Raw genomic sequence first — 15,869 nt, 5'->3', positions numbered from 1 at the left:
TGGCGATCACCACATTGTTAACATGCGGCGCAACCACAGCTGCAGCGGACGTCGCGTTGCCGGTGGCCTCGATCACCACGACATCGTCCGGCGACAGCTTCGCGGCGAAGGCCGCTAGCAGATCGCGTCGCATGTCGACGCGGCCGAGTCGCCTGAGCCTGCCATCCTCCCCCTACGAGTTCATCTGCAAGGCGTGGGCGTCACAACCGGAACGCTTCAAACTCAATCCGCTCCATTAAAGCTCGAGATCAAACATCTAACTACTCCCGAGATGTGAGGTGCACGCCGGCGATGGTGCATCGTACGGAACCGCCAGCCCGCTCGACCGTAGGGATTGCTAGTGGCAGCAGCCGCGCGCTCTCGCCGATCATTTCAATCTGATCCGTAGTCAATGTTAATAGGGCGGTCGTCGACAGGGCCAAGATGCGCTCATTCCGGCCCAGGAGCTCAATCGCATTGCCTGCAAACTTCTCAATCTGTGCATTGGTCAGCCCGATCACCCGACGGCCGGACCGTTCGAATCGGTTTACGATTTCGCGTCGACTCTCTGGATCAGCGATCATGTCGAGCCCAATCATTGCGAAGTCGGTCGCGACGCACATCAGTACGTTCGTATGATAGATGTCGACTCCGCTGGGGTCCTTCGCCGAGAACACCATAGGCTCAAAACTGAACTGAGTACAAAACCTTTCAAGTACATTTGGATGCGTGCGCTCAGATCTTACGGCATAGGCAACCCGACCGATATGATCGAGCACCATAGAACCAGTACCTTCCAAGAAAAGCCCGTCTGGTTCAAGACCAGAATAGTCGATAACCTCCCGTACTCTATATCGACCCTTTAACATCTCAATAATATCGTCCCGGCGCTCTCGCCGGCGACTTAAAGCCTTCATCGGATATATAGCTATGTAACCGCCAGCGTGGGTTGAAAACCAGTTGTTTGGAAATACTGAATCCGGGGCGTCGCTCTGTTCGCCCTCGAACAAATGCACCGTTATGCCCTGCTCTTGAAGCAGCGCGGTGGCGTGGGTGATCTCCGCATAGGCGAGCGACGACAGATTACGAGCATCATCATTCGTTCCTTGGAAGCGATTGTCAGCCGCAGTCTCAGTATTGACCGAGAAATGATGCGGACGGACCATAACCACCGCGGATGGGGCCTGAATCGAGAATTCTGAACGTGCTGCCACAGGAAGGACTCCGATCGGGTTAATGTGCGCGTTGGCAAATACCGTCGAGCATCTCGCCAACCTGGCGAAAAGCTGAAATTTCCCAAAGTCGCGAATGGTCTTTGCAGTACCGCGCGTGTCATGGTGCCTTTGCTCAGATCGGATCGCGCACCAGCGGGCAAGTCATACAGTGACCGCCTCCACGGCCCCGGCTGAGTTCCGCACCCTCGACAGTGATCACTTGCACGCCGGCCTGCCTCAAGAGCGTGTTCGTGTCTACGTTACGTTCGTAAGCAATCACAATACCCGGCTCGATTGCGATCACATTGTTACCGGCATTCCATTGCTCCCGCTCGGCCGCGAAGATATCTCCACCGGTCTCGACAGTACGGAGAGCCTTCAAACCCAGCGCCTCTGCCACTACCGATAAGAAAGGTCTAGTCTCCTTAGTGACATTGAGCACGCCCTCAGCGTTGCTCGGTCGCAACGAAAACGTCTGCAGCAGCTCAACGGCCTGCGGGTAAATCGTCACGAGGTCGCGGTCGCAGAAGGTGAAGATTGTGTCAAGATGCACATAGCTGCGATTCCGCGGCATCAGTGCTGCGATAACCTGGGTCACTTCGCCATTCGTGAATATGCGGCGCGCCAGAGTCTCGACCGCCTGCGGTGTGGTTCGTTCGCCCATTCCAATCAGCACAATACCGCCGCCGATCGGCATCACATCTCCGCCCTCGAGACTGGAAATGTGGTCTGTTTCATCGGGCACCAGGTAAGTGAAGCTGGCCTCGCGAAACCGCGGATGGAAGCGGTAGACCGCCTCGATATTCGCAGCTTCAGGCTGTCTTGCAGACCAATACATACGATTGACCGAGACACCACCATAGATCCAACAGGAGCTGTCACGTGTGAAAACCTGGTTTGGCAATGGGGGGAGGACGAAATCCCCCGGCTCCAGCGTTTGCCCCGTCAGGCTGCGCGGTCGGAACGGCAGTTCCGAAGCTAAAATCCCGCTGACTAGATAGGTCGCGAGTTGATCAGGGGAAATTTCACGGAGCCAGCCTCGCAATTCATCGACCATGTCTTGCCCAGCAGTGGAAGCATTGACGCGACGGTCGAGCAGCCAACGGCTCGCCGCCGGCAAGGCCATCGTAACAGAAAGCAGTTGATCCAACGAGTGAACCACCACGCCAAGGTCGCGCAGGACCTCCACGAACATGTCGTGCTCTTGTCCTGCGCGCTCCACCCAAAGCACGTCATCAAAAAGAAGGTCCCTGCAGTTCCGCGGGGTGAGGCGGCGCAGGCAAGCGCTCGGCCGGTGGACCAGCACTTCTCGCAGCCGGGCGACTTCGGAATGCACACCTAACCTCGTCATGGGAGTTGTCCCACCGGAGCCTGACGACCCAGGTCATATCTCATTGACGGCAAGGCAATCGCCGAAAGGGGTGCAGCCATTGTGAGAACGGCAGGAACTGATGGTCGCTGACTACGCTCGCGCCGCCACCCAGAGGGGGAAGAGGAGGCCGCGTAGATTGAGCACAATGCATATAAAGTTGTAGGAATGTGCGCAGCCCAACGTCGCGGACGAGTTCCAGGATAAAGACGCACTGGCGCCGGATCAGGCGGTCGCATGCATCCGTTCAAAGAATCGCGTGCGAGTGACATCCATAAGTAAATTGTCGGCATAGCCATCGAACAGCCCTGTTTAGTTATTGCTTAAGAGCAAAAGTCATGCCAATATCGAGTTTGTCTTGGTTTCCTGCAGCCTTTCGTATTGTATCCTTACCATTGCACGCAGAAGTTTGTCTGGTATCTGACAATAAACAATCGATTGGGTCGCCAACATCGACGCTTCCGGCCGGTGTCTGCCAGGCGATTTGGGAGTGCAGCCGCGGTGTTGTAGTCGAGCGCCACAGGGCGATGGCTAAGCGCGCATGAGCCAGCGAGGTAAACAGCGTCTCGTTGAGCAGTTCATCGCGCAGTCCATTGATGGGGAAGACGGCCCCGCTCCCCGAACGGGACCGTATGATGGTCCCGCATTTCACCGAACAGGGAGCCTACAAATATGGAACCAGCAACCATTGGCCTTGATCTGGCATGCACGTGTTTCACGTTCACGGTTCCGACACTGCAGGCAATACGCTGCAGAGAGAAGTTGTCCGTGCTTGATCGGTATCGAGGCTTGCGCCTCCGGTCACTATTGGCTCGGGAGATCAGAAAGCTCGGACACGACGTGCGGCTTCATTCCACCATTAAGCCCTACGTTCGCCGGGGAGCGAAGAACGACGCTGCGGATGCTGCGGCCATCTGCGAGGCTGTCTCTCGACCTGGCATGCGGTTTGTGCCGATCAAGTCCGAGCAGGATCAGGCATTCCTGATGTTGCACCGAGCCCGCGGCCTCTTGGTGCGCGCGCGCCACCTTGGATGGATCATGGATTGAAGGGGCCTCCTATGCTTATCGCGGTTGCGGTCGCCAGCAAGCTTGTCGGCATCATCTGGACAATGATGACGACCGGCGAGTGGTTCCGTTCCGCGAGAGTCTGAGATCTGGAACCACGACAAACACCGAATGGCTCAAGTGCACTGACACGTGATGGCAAGCGGCAGAGCTGGCGAAAGCCCGAAGAGCTTCATGCGCGATCAGCGCGACCGGTGATGAGGCCTCGATCCGCGTTCAGGGCCAGCGACCATGTAGCGGTCGCATGAATAGGCCGAATACATGAACGCCCACCAATGCCATCTGTCTCAAAACCACTTGCTCCCGCGGGGCGGGTCGTCCACAGATGAAGCTCTGGACGAAAGGGCATTGAGAGGTGTGGCCTGTGGTCGTAGACGTTTGCAGGGAGCCAGCGCGGCGCCGACCGTGATTCGCGTTCCTGTTTGTGACGCCGCACTACAAGGGCCACCGGATCTCGACTCCTGCACTTCACGAACAATCGCCAGCTTCTGCTCGACCGTCCAGGAGCGGCGCGTCCGCTGTCGGACTGCACCCGTCGGCAGTGGCTCAGCGGCGCCGCTTCCACCCTCGACGGCTGCACCATAGCCACATACGTCATTCGCCAAGCGTCCACTTAAATCTAAGCTTCCGAGGTCTACCGCCAGTCCCAGCGTCAGGCGGTGCACACCGGCTTTCGTGGCGGCATAGGCCGTGTGCTATGGGTTGACCATAAAGCCCTCGACCGAGCCCATCTTGACGAACGCGCCCGCGCCGATTCGTCTCATTTTCGGGCGCCACATACTTGGCCGTCAGAAACGGGCCGCGAAGATTCACCGCTATGAGGCGGTTCCATCGTCGGCAGTTTGCTTGTCAGTCGACTTATGCACCACGATGGCTGCATTGTTGACCAGGACATCAATCCTCCCGAATTGTGCAGAAGCTCGTAAACGAATGCACGAACCGAGGATGCTGCTTCGCCGGGGTCACGATATGGCTCAGGTTGCCGACGTCGCAGCCTAAAACGCGCTGCTGCACGTTTCGCTTCCGTCTTGCGGAGTCGAGAATGTCACAGCAACCGCCGTACGGCGGCGATAATGTGATCCCTCGTCGGGAAGAAATCTTTCTCGAGAGCTGGACTAAAGGGCACGTGGACATCCGGAGCGCTCACCCGCAGGATCGGGCGCTTCAGCAGATCAAACGCGTCTTCCGCCATCACCGCGGCGATTTCGCTTCCGACGTTGCAGACGCGGTGCGCGTTTTCAACGATTACGAGACGTCCGGTCTTGGCGACTGACATTTTGATGGTCTCATGATCGAGTGGCTTCAACGTACGTGGATCGATCACTTCGACCGAAATGTCTTCCTCGGCGAGCGCAGTTGCAGCTTCTAGCGTCGGCCGAATGACACCGGCAATAGCGATAAGGGTTATGTCTCGTCCTTCGCGCTTCACATCCGCTTTGCCAATCGGGATTGTATGGTCAGGGTCTGTGGGCACATTGCCCTTGAGCGGCCACAGACGGGTGTCTTCGAAGACCATTACCGGATCGCCGTCGCGAATGGCCGATTTCATCAGCCCCTTGATGTCGGCGGCATTGGTCGGGCTGATGATTTTGATGCCAGGCACATTCATAAAAGATGGATAGGGCCGGTCGGCGTGCTGTGCCGCCAGGGACCCCTGCGAGGACATACAGCAACGAAACACAATCGGAATGTCGATCTGGCCTCCGGTCATAAAACGCAGTTTCGAGGCCTGATTGATGATCTGATCCGAAGCGAGATAGACAAAGCTGGCGCCTGAGAGATCCACGATCGGCCGCAGTCCGTTGATGGCAGCCCCGATCCCGAGGCCGGTGAAACTGCCTTCTGAAATCGGCGTGTTCCAGACCCGGTTTTTGCCAAACCGCTTAATGAGTTTGGCGCAGCCATGAGCCGAGAGCTCCTCTCCTAGCAAGACGACGCGCTCATCCCGATCCATTTCCTCCATCTGCGCCTGCATGAGCGCTTCGAAATAAGTCATTTGGACATGGGGGCCGGACGTGATTGTCAATTTCCGCGAAACAGTTTCCATGGATTGATCCCTCTCCAGCCATCTATGAAGCTATGAACCATACAGTGGTGAGCTGAACATGAAATCTGGCAAGGATTGTTGCTTAGGCATTGGGCTAGCTAAAGCAAATTGCACTGCATGTTCGACAGCTCGTCTGACTTCGTTCTCGATAGACATTAAACTTTCTTCGTTTACTCCTTCATTCATGAGCACCGTGCGGTAAAGTAAGATCGGATCGCGCTCGCGTTTTTGAGCCTCTACTTCTTCAGCCGATCGATATGGCTCCTCTGGAATCACCGAACCGAAATCGTGTTCATCGAACCGATAGGTATTGGCTACGATCAGAGTAGGGCCCTCGCCCGCGCGTGCTCGCGTGACGGCCTGTGCCGCACTTTCATAGACGGCGCTCACACTCTGCCCGTCAACCGTTATACCTGGCATGCCGTAGCCCATTGCCCGGAGCGCGATGTCTGGCTGCCCGTGGCTTTGCGCCACCGAGGTGGTCATTGCATAGCCGTTGTTCTCACAAAAATAGACGACCGGAAGCTTCCACAGGGACGCCATGTTGAGACTCTCATGGAAGGTGCCTTGGTTCACAGCCCCATCGCCGAAGAAGCACAGGGTGACCTGATCGACGCCCCGGACGTTGGCGCTGAACGCACATCCTGTGGCTAGAGGGATGCCTCCTCCTACGATACCGGATTCACTGATGATCCCGACCGAATTGTCTGCAACGTGCATTGAACCGCCGCGCCCTTTGCAAATGCCGCCGGCCTTTCCCATCAGCTCGGCCATGAGCTCATCCAGGTTCGCACCCATCCCGATCGGATGACCGTGCGAACGATGCGTCCCTGTCATGGCGTCAACATTCCGAAGCGCAAGACATGCCCCGACGACCGCGGCTTCCTGACCAACGCTCGAGTGAAACCAACCAGGGATTCTGTCAGCTTCGAACTGGCGCATGCCCTCCTCTTCGAATCGACGGATACGAAGCATCCGCCGATAAGCTTCCAGTCTCTGATCACCGTCTAACTGCATGATCCAAACGTTGCTCCATTCAAGGTGAAAAATGCCGGCTTGGATGGCAGAGCACAGGTCCTGATTCGGGAGTTATTCATGTACTTTCCTGGTTTTCTCATATGTCCGGAGCAAGAGCTGCTGGTAAACCGACGGGCGCCGCGATTGGCTGTCACAGCATGGACGAGAATTGCGGCTATGCGGCCTCAGCGTTAAAGGCCTCCGGCGTCTCAAGTATGTGCTGGCCCGCGAGCAGGAGCCGTCAGGGAAGAGCTTGACGCGTTGCTCGGCTGCCACTTTCGATAGCGTCGTCATGGCCTCGGTTCCTCTGGAGCGCTGGTCTTCTCGGGCACCTGGAAGACCCAATAGTGCGCATCCTCCTCGGCGACGTATCTGCCGTTCCTTAGACACTGTGCCGTTATAAGCCTCCCCTCATCCTGCAGATGCCGCACCTGGTCTTCAAAGGATGTCGTCTCCGCATAGCTCTTACGGGTGGTTGCAATGACGAAGCCATCCGGACGGGTGACGCGAGCCAGCTCGCGCAACCCTTCCGGTCGGACATGCCCGAGGGTGAGGACACCGCAGCAGACTGTCATGTCATAGCTGGCGCTGGCGTGGTCGGAGAGCGGCCCGTTTAGGTCAACATTGCCTTGCGCATGGCGGTAGGCACCGGTTTGCCGGGCCTTTTCGGCCATCTCTTCGGAGAGATCGAATCCGTCAATCAATCGGAAGCCGAGGCGTTCCAGTTCCACGCCGACGAGCCCCGTTCCGCAGCCAGCATCCAGGATCGTGGTGCCATTTCGCGGCCCGGTCAGATAGGCTGTCTGCACAGCGCCTGCCAGTTCCGCCACGATCTTCGGCCCGCGGTAGCCGATGCGGGCCTGATCCAAATCGAAGGCACTCGCCCATCCGCGATATAAGTGGGCCAAGCGATCGGGGTCGCCGTCGAGAGCATGGGACACCCTCATGCGCTCTCGTGCGGCGCGCTCCGATGCTTTTTCCTGATCCAGGCTGTTCATAAATAGTTCCTCCGTGCAAGGGCAAATGGGTGCGGTAATGCCTTCATGGGCGCTCAATGGCAGCGGCTGAAAGCACGAACTCCTTATTGCCACTGTGCGGGAGCGCCTCTGGACAGATGGTAATCTGCCGCTGCCGGCGCTGCATCGACCCTATGGGCACCCTAGGCAATTGACGCTCACACCATGTTGAGTTGCAGAAAAGAGATCGTTTTTTCTCAAGAGGCATCTTACCAGAGAGATGCAGGAACAAAAGATAGTTTTTTTAAAATTCCGTTTTATATTGTTGCAATTTTGATGAACGCGCATTACTTGAGTTTCAACTCACCAAAAATACACTGAACATGCATAGGTAAATACAGAGCAATAGTTTCCGTCAAAACTTCAACCGTCGTCTTTTCTCCTCCTATTCCTCTATCTTTTGTATGTTCCGTATGATCATTGCCGAGCTGTAGCCTGATCCAGCAACGCAACGGGATCGAGACAAGGCCAACGAGCTGCTGCGGCACATAGGGATTAGCTCCCGCCACAAATCCGGGCATCGGTCCGATCGATGCATTGACCATCATTGCCGAAGCCGGCGATCTTCCCGCTTCAGCTTCTCAAGTCATGCCGAGATCCCCGAGCGGATCTATGCCCGCGCGCCACCCACGCTGCCGGTGGTTCTCAGTGCCGACGAGGTTGTTCGCTTTCTTGAGGCAGTGCCGAGCCTGAAGACGCCTACCGCCTTGACAACGGTCCATGCCGCGGGCCTTCGCGCTTGCTGTCGGCGCAGCTTCTGCGCATCCTGCGGGTCTACTGTCAACTGGCGGTCGCCTTTCCTGAGCTCTGGCGCGAAGATGTTTGGACGCTGGTTATTCCTTTTCGGGTGGGAACGGCCGTATCGACCAATCGATTAAGTCGACAGCCCGTTGAAGCATCGCCTCGGTCCGAACGCGGGTGGGTGAAGCGGCAATGACATGTCCGAGGCAGTCTTGCACGTCACCGTTCCTGACGATCGGCGCCTTGGGCTTGACGTACAATTTGACCTCGGCGACACCTGATACGGCAGCCGCCCGACCGTCGCCAGCGATCCAATCGAGGATGCCGTCGCGATCAGCAACTAGGAACCGAGCAGCCGCAGTCTGCGAACTGCTTCTGCGTAAGTTCCATTCCTCGCCGATGACGAGCTTGATGTGCTCGGTGACGAGATCGACACCGTAAGCCAGCTGAACCAGTTGAGGAGCAGGCGAACCCGTAAGACGCGGATTGACTTCAATGACGACCGGGCCGCGCTTGGTCCACCGAAGTTCAACGTTCGTTGGCCCCCAGCCAAGGCCTAAAGCTCGCAAACAGCTCAGCGAAACATCAGCGACCAATTTATGCGCGTCATCGGTCAGCACGGCCGGATAGGTGAGCTCACGATAGACAAAATGGGGCGGGCGGCAGAAATCAAGGACGCTGATGCTAATGACTTCGCTTCCCATTATGTCAATGCTATAATGCGGGCCCTGTGCGAATTCTTCGACCAGTATCCTCGGCGGAGACCGCCATATGTGCTTCCCGCCCAACAGAAAAGTCGTATGTTCCGCTAACTCATCGATGTTGCCGCACAATCGAACACCGCGGCTGCCGCTGCCTGTGGCTGGCTTGACAATCACTGGCAGGCCGATCTCCGCGGCCGAGCTTTCTACGTCCGTCGCGTTCGTTGCCAAGCAATAAGCGGGTATTGGAAGCCCGGCCGCCGCGAGAACCTGCCGTTGAGTGAATTTTTCGCAGCATCGTTCTATGGATTCGGCGTTCGGTCCCGGTAAATCGAAATACCGGCAGAGCTTGGCAGCTATCGCAGCGAACTTCTCCAAGGCGCAGGTAATGCCAGCGATGTCATAGATCGCGCCTATGCGTGAACATTCGCGGATTAGCAAGTCGAGGTTGTGTGTATCAACACAGATTGCCTCAACCCTTTCCGCTGCAATGTAGTCGTACTGGGTCGGATCAGCCGATAGAGTAATTGGATAAAGGCCGAGGCGCTGGGCCGCTTGGACGTATAGCAGACCGTTACCCCTGGGATGACCCTCAATTAGGATGAGCGCTCTTCCTGCCATTTTAGTTGTATCCCCATTGTTGCTGCACGGCGTCGTATCGGCAGATGCGCTTTAGCCGTTCCTGACTTAAGACCTAGTGGTGAACGTACCATCGTCAGCGATTTGCGGTCGCAAACATTCCGTGAAATAGTATGAAATGTCTGTACAACCTTATTTGGCTACTGGAGGCGTCCGGCACGGTCTCGACGAAAGGCGCTATGGGGATAGTAGCCTGGAGGAGCGGTCGGGATCGTCGGTGCTAGGCTGGTGAAGGGCGTTCATAATGCGGCGACAGCGAAATGGTAGCACGGTGGAAGACGGAACCGGCATGGCGCGAGCCGTCGGATAGGTTGGAGTGCCTTCTATCGCCGGGCTGTCTGCTTGCGGCTTTGTGCGGCGGGACAAGGGTCAGGGTGACGGCGCGCATGGCGACGGATACCGTACCGGCGCGTAGACGACTCATTGACGGCGACGAGCCTCGGCGAGCAAGCAGACGAAGGCATCAGGCTTTGCCAGGTAGGCGAGATCGCCGAAGGAGCCCAGCCCGCCCTCATCATAGGCCCCTAGGAAGTTCCTCCAGAAAGAGATGGCGGAACAGGCGCGACAGTACGCGCACGGGCAGGAAGATCCCCGGCCGGCAGGCGACCCACCGCCCTCCATCGAGGGAGATAGCGCCGCCCAGGACCATGCAATGTAGGTGGGGTGATAGGTGAGGTTCTGGCCCCATCTGTGCAGCACCGCAACGAGACCGATCCCGGCGCCGAGATCTCTGGGATCAGCGGCGATCGTGCGCAGCGTCTCGGCGGCCGCCTTGAACAGGATCGTGTACATTGCCGCATTGTTCTGGAAGGCGATTGCGGCGATCTCGGCCGGCCGCGTGAATACTACGTGGAAGTAGGGAACCGGCAGAAGCTCGTCCTGCCGCGCGGCGAGCCATTCCCGGCCTTTCCCTGGCACTTGGAGCAATGCCGGTTGCGGCAGGTAATGGGCGATGCCCATTACCTGCCTTATGGGCAGATCCAGTAATGGGGAGTCGGCGTGGCGTCGCTGACATTTTCCTGTGAATCTCGGCGCTTCTTGTCTCCATAACTGGGTGTGCTCGCGGCCCCATCGACTTGGCCACTGATGGCCGGTCACAAACGGGGACGAACATGTTGGAGACCTACTTCTCGGCATCGAAGATTCTGGGGCATCTGCGGAGCGGGCCAAGCGGGCCATACCTCGACGGCTTCGCAGCATCACTCGAACGGCAAGGCTACAGCCCAGACACGGCCGTGCGCTATTTGCGGGCGGCAGCCCATGCCGGCCACATTATGGTCGAGCGCGGCGTGAGCCTGGGAGACATCGATCTGGCGGCGTTCAGCGAGCACCTGCGCAGCTGCAGGTGTCCGCGCGTCAGAGGCGGCCGGCGGAACCACCACACCATCTACGGCGCCCGGCTCTTTCGACGGCACCTTGTCGAGGTCGGCGTCTGCCGATCCGCGGCCGTGGTAACGGCGCCCGCCGAGCCCAAGTTGGTCACCGACTTCAAGGCCTGGCTGCGCAAGCATCGCGGGGCATCCGATGCCACCGTCAGGCTCTACGCTCGCGACGCTGCCGGCATAATGATAGCGCTCGGATCGGCCCCGACTGGCTGGAGTCCGGCCGATGTTCGCGGCTACTTCATGGAACGCGCGAGCAAGTGCGGCAGCGGCACGATCGAGAAGATGACGACGAGCCTTCGGGCATTCCTGCGATACCTTGCAGTCGAAGGCTGCTGTCAGGCGGGTCTCGACAACGCCGTTCCAGTTTACGCCCATTGGCAGCTTGCCGACATGCCGCGATATTTGTCGGCCGAGCAGGTCAATCAGTTGATCGCCGCCTGTGATGGTGACACCAGTGCGCGTCGACGTGATCTCGCGATCTTGCTGTTGTTGGCCCGCCTCGGACTGCGGGCCGGCGACGTGGCGCAACTCCGTCTCACTGACATCGAGTGGCAGGCGGGCTCGCTCCGGGTCACAGGCAAGGCGCGCTACGAGGTCCGCCTGCCGCTCCCGCAAGACGTCGGGGATGCGATCGCCGCCTATCTCGAATGCCGTCCGTCTGCCTGTCGTAGCGATCGCGTGTTCCTGCGCACGATCGCGCCTTGCCGACCGTTCCGGAACGGCGATGGGATCTCGTCGGTGACGAAGCGCGTCATGAAGCGCGCCGGCATCGTGACGTCGGTAAAGGGGGCGCACGTCCTGCGGCACACCGCGGCGACCGAGATGCTGCGCTGCGGCGTTCCGCTCGAGAAGATCGGTCTGGTCCTCCGCCACCGAAGCATCGACACGACGGCCTATTACGCCAAGGCCGATGTCGCGCTCTTGAAGCAGGTCGCTCAGCCCTGGCCGGAGGCGCTGTGATGCTAGACGCGATCGAGACCTATCTCGCCCTGCGCCGCGCCACGGGCTTCGCGATGTCGAATGCGGAGTACCTGCTGAAGAGCTTTGCCGCCTTCGCGGCCGAGCGCGCGCAAACGCACGTTGAGACGCAAGCGGCGATCGAATAGGCCGCGCTCGGGCCATCCGTGGCGCAACGTGATGCACGACTCAGGGCCATCTGCCGCTTCGTGCGCCACACCCAAGTCGAGGACGCCGGGCATGAGCTGCCGCCCGCCAATCACTTCGGTGCTCGCAAGAGGCGCCGCACGCCGCACATCTACTCGGCAGACGAGATCAATCGCCTGATCGAGGCTGCGCTGCGGCTTCGGCCCAAGGGCAGCTTGCGCCCGCTCACCTTTGCAGCCTTGATCGCGCTGCTCTCGGCCACCGGGTTGCGGATCTCAGAAGCTCTGAGGCTCACGGTCGCCGACGTGACCGGCGACGGCCTGCTGATCCGCGAGACCAAGTTCCGCAAGACGCGCCTGGTGCCACTGCACGACACGGCAGCAGCAGGCCTGGAACGCTATCTGGCGCATCGACGGCCGCGCTCGCACGATGATCCGGTGTTCATCGACAAGCGTGGTCGGGCACTCCGCTACATCGCGGTCAAAGAGCTCTTCGACAGGCTGGTGGGCATAGCTGGCATCCGATCGAGGACGACGCGCCGTCCTCGGCTGCACGATCTGCGGCATACGTTCGCCGTGCGTGCGCTGCAGGGCAGCCCGGCTGGCCGAAGCCGATGCGGGGCGCATATGGCGGCGCTGGCCACCTACATGGGCCACGTCAACATCTATGCGACCTACTGGTATCTCGAAGCTACCGCCGAGCTCATGCGCGACGTCGCTGCGGCCAGCGAAGAGTTCCTGTCGGAGGGAGGGCGGTCATGACGCCGATCGCTCCTCTCATTGAAGCGTTCCTGCGCGAGACGCTCTCCCGCCAGCGAGGCGTCAGTCGGCACACGCAGGACTCCTATGCCCTGAGCTTCCAGCTGCTGTTCGTGTTCGCCGCCGAAAAGCTCAAGGTCAAACCGTCCCTGCTAACGTTGGAGCAGATCGACGCTGGCTTGGTGAGCGCCTTCCTCGAGCATCTCGAGGACAACCGAAAGAACGCGGCTGTGACGCGCAACGTGCGGCTGGCGGCGATCAAGTCGTTCTTCCGCTTCCTCGAGTACCGGCAACCGGCAGCACTGGATCAGATCCGCCGCGTCCTGGCGATCCCGTTCAAGAAGACGGATGCGCGCTTGGTTCCCTATCTACTGCGGGAGGAGTTACAAGCCGTGCTCGACGCGCCCGATCCCACGACGTGGGAGGGCATCCGCGACCGCGCCATGCTGCACTTGGCTGTCTGTGCGGGGCTGCGCGTATCCGAGCTGACCGGTCTGAAGATCGAGAACATCGACTTGCCGTCGATGAGCATCAAGGCGGTAGGCGTCTTCAGGCTCGGCACTGCCTCGAGAAAGCGAACAACCTCGTCGGCACTGAGAACCACCGGCAGCGTGGGTGGCGCGCGGGGGCATAGATCCGCTCAGGGATCTCGGCATGACGCAAGTCACACCGTAAAAGAACCGCAGTGCGCACACCGTCTGGTTCAGCGCCGGCCACGAGATCCGGTAGAGACCAGATGCACCTGGAAGGCGCGAACGTCCTCAAGGCCTAGCCGGTCCGGTCACCGGCCGAAATGGGGAGAACTTCGCTACCGCGAGCACGATAGGATCGTTGCCTGGCCGGCGACAGATTGCGGATCGTCATGTCCTCGATCATGCGCCGGCGAAGCGGGTTCAACCGGTCATCCCATTGCTCCTGTGGGCAAGGCGATGGCGCTCTCCTTTTTCTCGTCGGGCAGGATCTGCGAGAACGCGATGCGGGACGCGTCCCCGATGAAGATATGGAGGAACTCCCAATTTCGAGCAGGTCGAGACGCTGCTGGTCGGTCGGGCCGGCTTGTCAAGCCAATCTTAATTCAGATTCGTTGCCCTGAGTGCGTACCTGCAGCTGCACTTCCGAATCGTCTCGCATGATGAACAGATACCAATAAATAGCATTAAATCGCCGCGACCACTGCCATCCGGATATCTTGAGTCCCGACGACTCGATCATAGGTCGGAAAGTATCGATATGTGATCCCTTGCCATGTTCAAGCAAAACTATGAGGCCATCGCGATTAAGATGATTGCGTATTCCAGAAAAAAATTCATGGTGCAAAGCCCACTTTTCATCCACATATATACGAGGCTCCATCTTATAGGCGTATTCGGTCATATGGCGCTCAACATAGTGTGGTGGGTTGCCAACGACCAGGTCAAATTTTTCACAATCTGGCAGCGCCTGAATTCCATACCCCTGATAAACTGCCACACGATCGTTGATATTATTCCTGGTTGCTGTGTATTGCGCGGCCTCAATAGCAGGCCGATAAAAATCGGCAAGACATAGACTCTCGCAAATTTTGTCGGCCAACATCGAATATCCAATAAATCCAGGACCACTGCACCATTCAAACATACGCTTAAAGCGAGGCCGGTCCTTAAATGAATTGAATAGTTGAATGTAGTCGTCAGCGAGTTCAAGTCCGCCGCCATCCAGATCATCTGTGTAGTAGACGGGAAAGTTGTTCCATACTTTGAATTTGTAATCGGGTATTATTGGTTCAGAGGAAAGTTTTGTAGTCATCGTGTGCCCTCAATCTGTTGAGGCTATGATGGTAGTTTAACATTTTAGTGTACGCAACTACAACAATTGGTAGGTCATGACGAACCGGAAGTTAATTATCGACCGTACTCGAGTTAACTCCGTTTTTGAAATTCAAGGATGAGCGTTTCGGCGGATGATTGCCGCTCATTGCGACAAAGGATCATGGCTTGCGAGACGTCGATGCGCTGTGCTAGCCGGGCGAGGCGGCGCCATCTTGTGATCCAGCCCCAGGTCCGCTCGACGCCCCCACCGGCCGGGCAGGATGTGCAAGCCTTCTGGTCGTCAGACGGATGATCTCGATCAAGAAGTCGAGATAGCTGGCTTTGTCCATGAGCTTCGGCGTCGTAGGTGCCATCGGCGAACGGACGCTTCACCCAAGGGCGCGCGAATTCAAGATCGTGACGTATGTCCGGCTTCCCGATGGGGTTGGACAACGTCTTCACGATGAGCCCCGATGGATACGCGCGCAACTATCTCAGCGACAGCTTTAGTTTCTCACGAGGCCCGAGATTGAAGCGATCCTGGCCCGTCAGGATCGCAGCACATGGCTCGGAGGGCGTGACCACACTCTGCTGTTGCTGCCCGCACAAACGGGGTTGCGGGTCTCGGAGGTCATGATCTCGACCGGAACTCGGTAATGCTGGGGCACGGTGCCCACGTGCGATGCGTTGGCAAGGGCCGCAAGGAGCGAAGTACGCCGCTCACGAAGATTGCACAGCAAGCCCTTCGGGGCTGGCTCAAGGAACCCAGGAAACGGGGCGCAACGGCTCTCTTTCCAAACATGCACGGCGGCAGGCTGAGCGCCGACGGCGTGCAGGCGCTGCTGAACAAACATGTCGCCAAGGCCTGCGAACACTGCGTCACCCTCCGCTCGAAGCGGTTATCGCCTCATGTTTTGAGGCACAGCGCTGCCATGGAGCTGCTGCAGGCGGGCGTCGATTGCTCGGTCATCGTCCTGCGGCTAGGCCATGAGGCGATGGAAACGACGCCGACTACATCACGCAAATCTTGAGCTGAAGGAATCTGCA

Annotated in this window: 12 protein-coding genes and 8 pseudogenes; 7 read left to right on the top strand and 13 right to left on the bottom strand. The window is 58.5% G+C overall.

Translation table 11 applies throughout. The annotated features are described in order from the left end of the window. Window positions 1-260 precede the first annotated feature (260 nt). The 3 genes and pseudogenes from ctlX to AC0L2Y_RS31145 form a co-directional block, all read right to left on the bottom strand. Window positions 261-1,145 (bottom strand): citrulline utilization hydrolase CtlX, encoded by an 885-nt coding sequence (ctlX, locus tag AC0L2Y_RS31155; protein ID WP_473561751.1) that lies wholly within the window; start codon window positions 1,143-1,145, stop codon window positions 261-263. A gap of 181 nt (window positions 1,146-1,326) precedes the next feature. Then, complete coding sequence (locus tag AC0L2Y_RS31150; RefSeq protein WP_473561747.1) at window positions 1,327-2,544, bottom strand: arginine deiminase; 1,218 nt, start codon at window positions 2,542-2,544, stop codon at window positions 1,327-1,329. A 481-nt stretch (window positions 2,545-3,025) separates the two neighbouring features. Beyond that, window positions 3,026-3,151: pseudogene (locus tag AC0L2Y_RS31145) on the bottom strand (integrase core domain-containing protein); the annotation flags it as partial. A gap of 83 nt (window positions 3,152-3,234) precedes the next feature. Here AC0L2Y_RS31145 and AC0L2Y_RS31140 point away from each other — a divergent pair. Then, a pseudogene (locus tag AC0L2Y_RS31140) lies at window positions 3,235-3,585 on the top strand (IS110 family transposase); the annotation flags it as partial. 1,087 nt (window positions 3,586-4,672) lie between these two features. On the opposite strand, the gene AC0L2Y_RS31135 reads toward AC0L2Y_RS31140, so the two are convergent. From AC0L2Y_RS31135 to AC0L2Y_RS31120, 4 genes are all read right to left on the bottom strand, one after another. Continuing rightward, entirely contained in the window at window positions 4,673-5,674 is a 1,002-nt protein-coding gene (locus tag AC0L2Y_RS31135; protein ID WP_473561745.1) for an alpha-ketoacid dehydrogenase subunit beta, read from the bottom strand. Window positions 5,675-5,704: 30 nt separating this feature from the next. Further along, window positions 5,705-6,649 (bottom strand): thiamine pyrophosphate-dependent dehydrogenase E1 component subunit alpha, encoded by a 945-nt coding sequence (locus AC0L2Y_RS31130; protein ID WP_473561744.1) that lies wholly within the window; start codon window positions 6,647-6,649, stop codon window positions 5,705-5,707. Window positions 6,650-6,981: 332 nt separating this feature from the next. Beyond that, the gene (locus AC0L2Y_RS31125; protein ID WP_473561742.1) at window positions 6,982-7,689 is read right to left on the bottom strand and encodes a class I SAM-dependent DNA methyltransferase; all 708 of its coding nucleotides are present in this window, start codon (window positions 7,687-7,689) and stop codon (window positions 6,982-6,984) included. Window positions 7,690-7,994: 305 nt separating this feature from the next. After that, a complete protein-coding gene (locus AC0L2Y_RS31120; RefSeq protein WP_473561740.1) occupies window positions 7,995-8,255 on the bottom strand; it encodes a hypothetical protein in 261 nt (86 codons plus the stop codon). Between AC0L2Y_RS31120 and AC0L2Y_RS31115 the strand changes: the two are divergent. Further along, a pseudogene (locus tag AC0L2Y_RS31115) lies at window positions 8,244-8,447 on the top strand (hypothetical protein); the annotation flags it as partial. The gene AC0L2Y_RS31120 and the pseudogene AC0L2Y_RS31115 sit on opposite strands and share 12 nt — an antisense overlap. 93 nt (window positions 8,448-8,540) lie before the next feature. Here the strand turns inward: AC0L2Y_RS31115 and AC0L2Y_RS31110 are convergent. Continuing rightward, on the bottom strand, window positions 8,541-9,770 hold the full coding sequence (locus AC0L2Y_RS31110; RefSeq protein ID WP_473561738.1) for an ATP-grasp domain-containing protein: 1,230 nt from the start codon (window positions 9,768-9,770) through the stop codon (window positions 8,541-8,543). Between the two features lie 441 nt (window positions 9,771-10,211). Then, window positions 10,212-10,732, bottom strand: a pseudogene (locus AC0L2Y_RS31105) (IS91 family transposase); the annotation flags it as partial. Window positions 10,733-10,900: 168 nt separating this feature from the next. Here AC0L2Y_RS31105 and AC0L2Y_RS31100 point away from each other — a divergent pair. From AC0L2Y_RS31100 to AC0L2Y_RS31085, 4 genes and pseudogenes are all read left to right on the top strand, one after another. Further along, window positions 10,901-12,133: a tyrosine-type recombinase/integrase gene (locus AC0L2Y_RS31100; protein WP_473561736.1), complete on the top strand. Its 1,233-nt coding sequence runs from the start codon at window positions 10,901-10,903 to the stop codon at window positions 12,131-12,133. Continuing rightward, window positions 12,133-12,279, top strand: a complete 147-nt coding sequence (locus tag AC0L2Y_RS31095; RefSeq protein WP_473561735.1) for a hypothetical protein — start codon at window positions 12,133-12,135, stop codon at window positions 12,277-12,279. The genes AC0L2Y_RS31100 and AC0L2Y_RS31095 overlap by 1 nt, the downstream gene beginning before the upstream one ends. A gap of 18 nt (window positions 12,280-12,297) precedes the next feature. Further along, window positions 12,298-13,038 (top strand): tyrosine-type recombinase/integrase, encoded by a 741-nt coding sequence (locus AC0L2Y_RS31090; protein WP_473561733.1) that lies wholly within the window; start codon window positions 12,298-12,300, stop codon window positions 13,036-13,038. Continuing rightward, window positions 13,035-13,508, top strand: a pseudogene (locus AC0L2Y_RS31085) (tyrosine-type recombinase/integrase); the annotation flags it as partial. The gene AC0L2Y_RS31090 and the pseudogene AC0L2Y_RS31085, both read left to right, overlap by 4 nt. A gap of 59 nt (window positions 13,509-13,567) precedes the next feature. Here AC0L2Y_RS31085 and AC0L2Y_RS31080 read toward each other — a convergent pair. The 4 genes and pseudogenes from AC0L2Y_RS31080 to AC0L2Y_RS31065 all read right to left on the bottom strand — a co-directional run. Beyond that, window positions 13,568-13,911: pseudogene (locus tag AC0L2Y_RS31080) on the bottom strand (phage integrase N-terminal SAM-like domain-containing protein); the annotation flags it as partial. 31 nt (window positions 13,912-13,942) lie between these two features. Beyond that, a pseudogene (locus AC0L2Y_RS31075) lies at window positions 13,943-14,050 on the bottom strand (IS481 family transposase); the annotation flags it as partial. Window positions 14,051-14,094: 44 nt separating this feature from the next. Next, the gene (locus AC0L2Y_RS31070) at window positions 14,095-14,820 is read right to left on the bottom strand and encodes a methyltransferase (protein ID WP_473561731.1); all 726 of its coding nucleotides are present in this window, start codon (window positions 14,818-14,820) and stop codon (window positions 14,095-14,097) included. A gap of 132 nt (window positions 14,821-14,952) precedes the next feature. Further along, a pseudogene (locus tag AC0L2Y_RS31065) lies at window positions 14,953-15,221 on the bottom strand (IS5/IS1182 family transposase); the annotation flags it as partial. A gap of 257 nt (window positions 15,222-15,478) precedes the next feature. On the opposite strand from AC0L2Y_RS31065, the gene AC0L2Y_RS31060 reads away from it, so the two are divergent. Beyond that, window positions 15,479-15,853, top strand: a complete 375-nt coding sequence (locus AC0L2Y_RS31060; protein WP_473561729.1) for a tyrosine-type recombinase/integrase — start codon at window positions 15,479-15,481, stop codon at window positions 15,851-15,853. The last annotated feature ends 16 nt before the right edge of the window (window positions 15,854-15,869 follow it).

The sequence above is a fragment of the Mesorhizobium sp. WSM4830 genome, assembly GCF_055811495.1.
The sequence above is the reverse complement of the archived record's forward strand: the minus strand, read 5'-3'. Positions and strand labels throughout refer to the sequence as shown.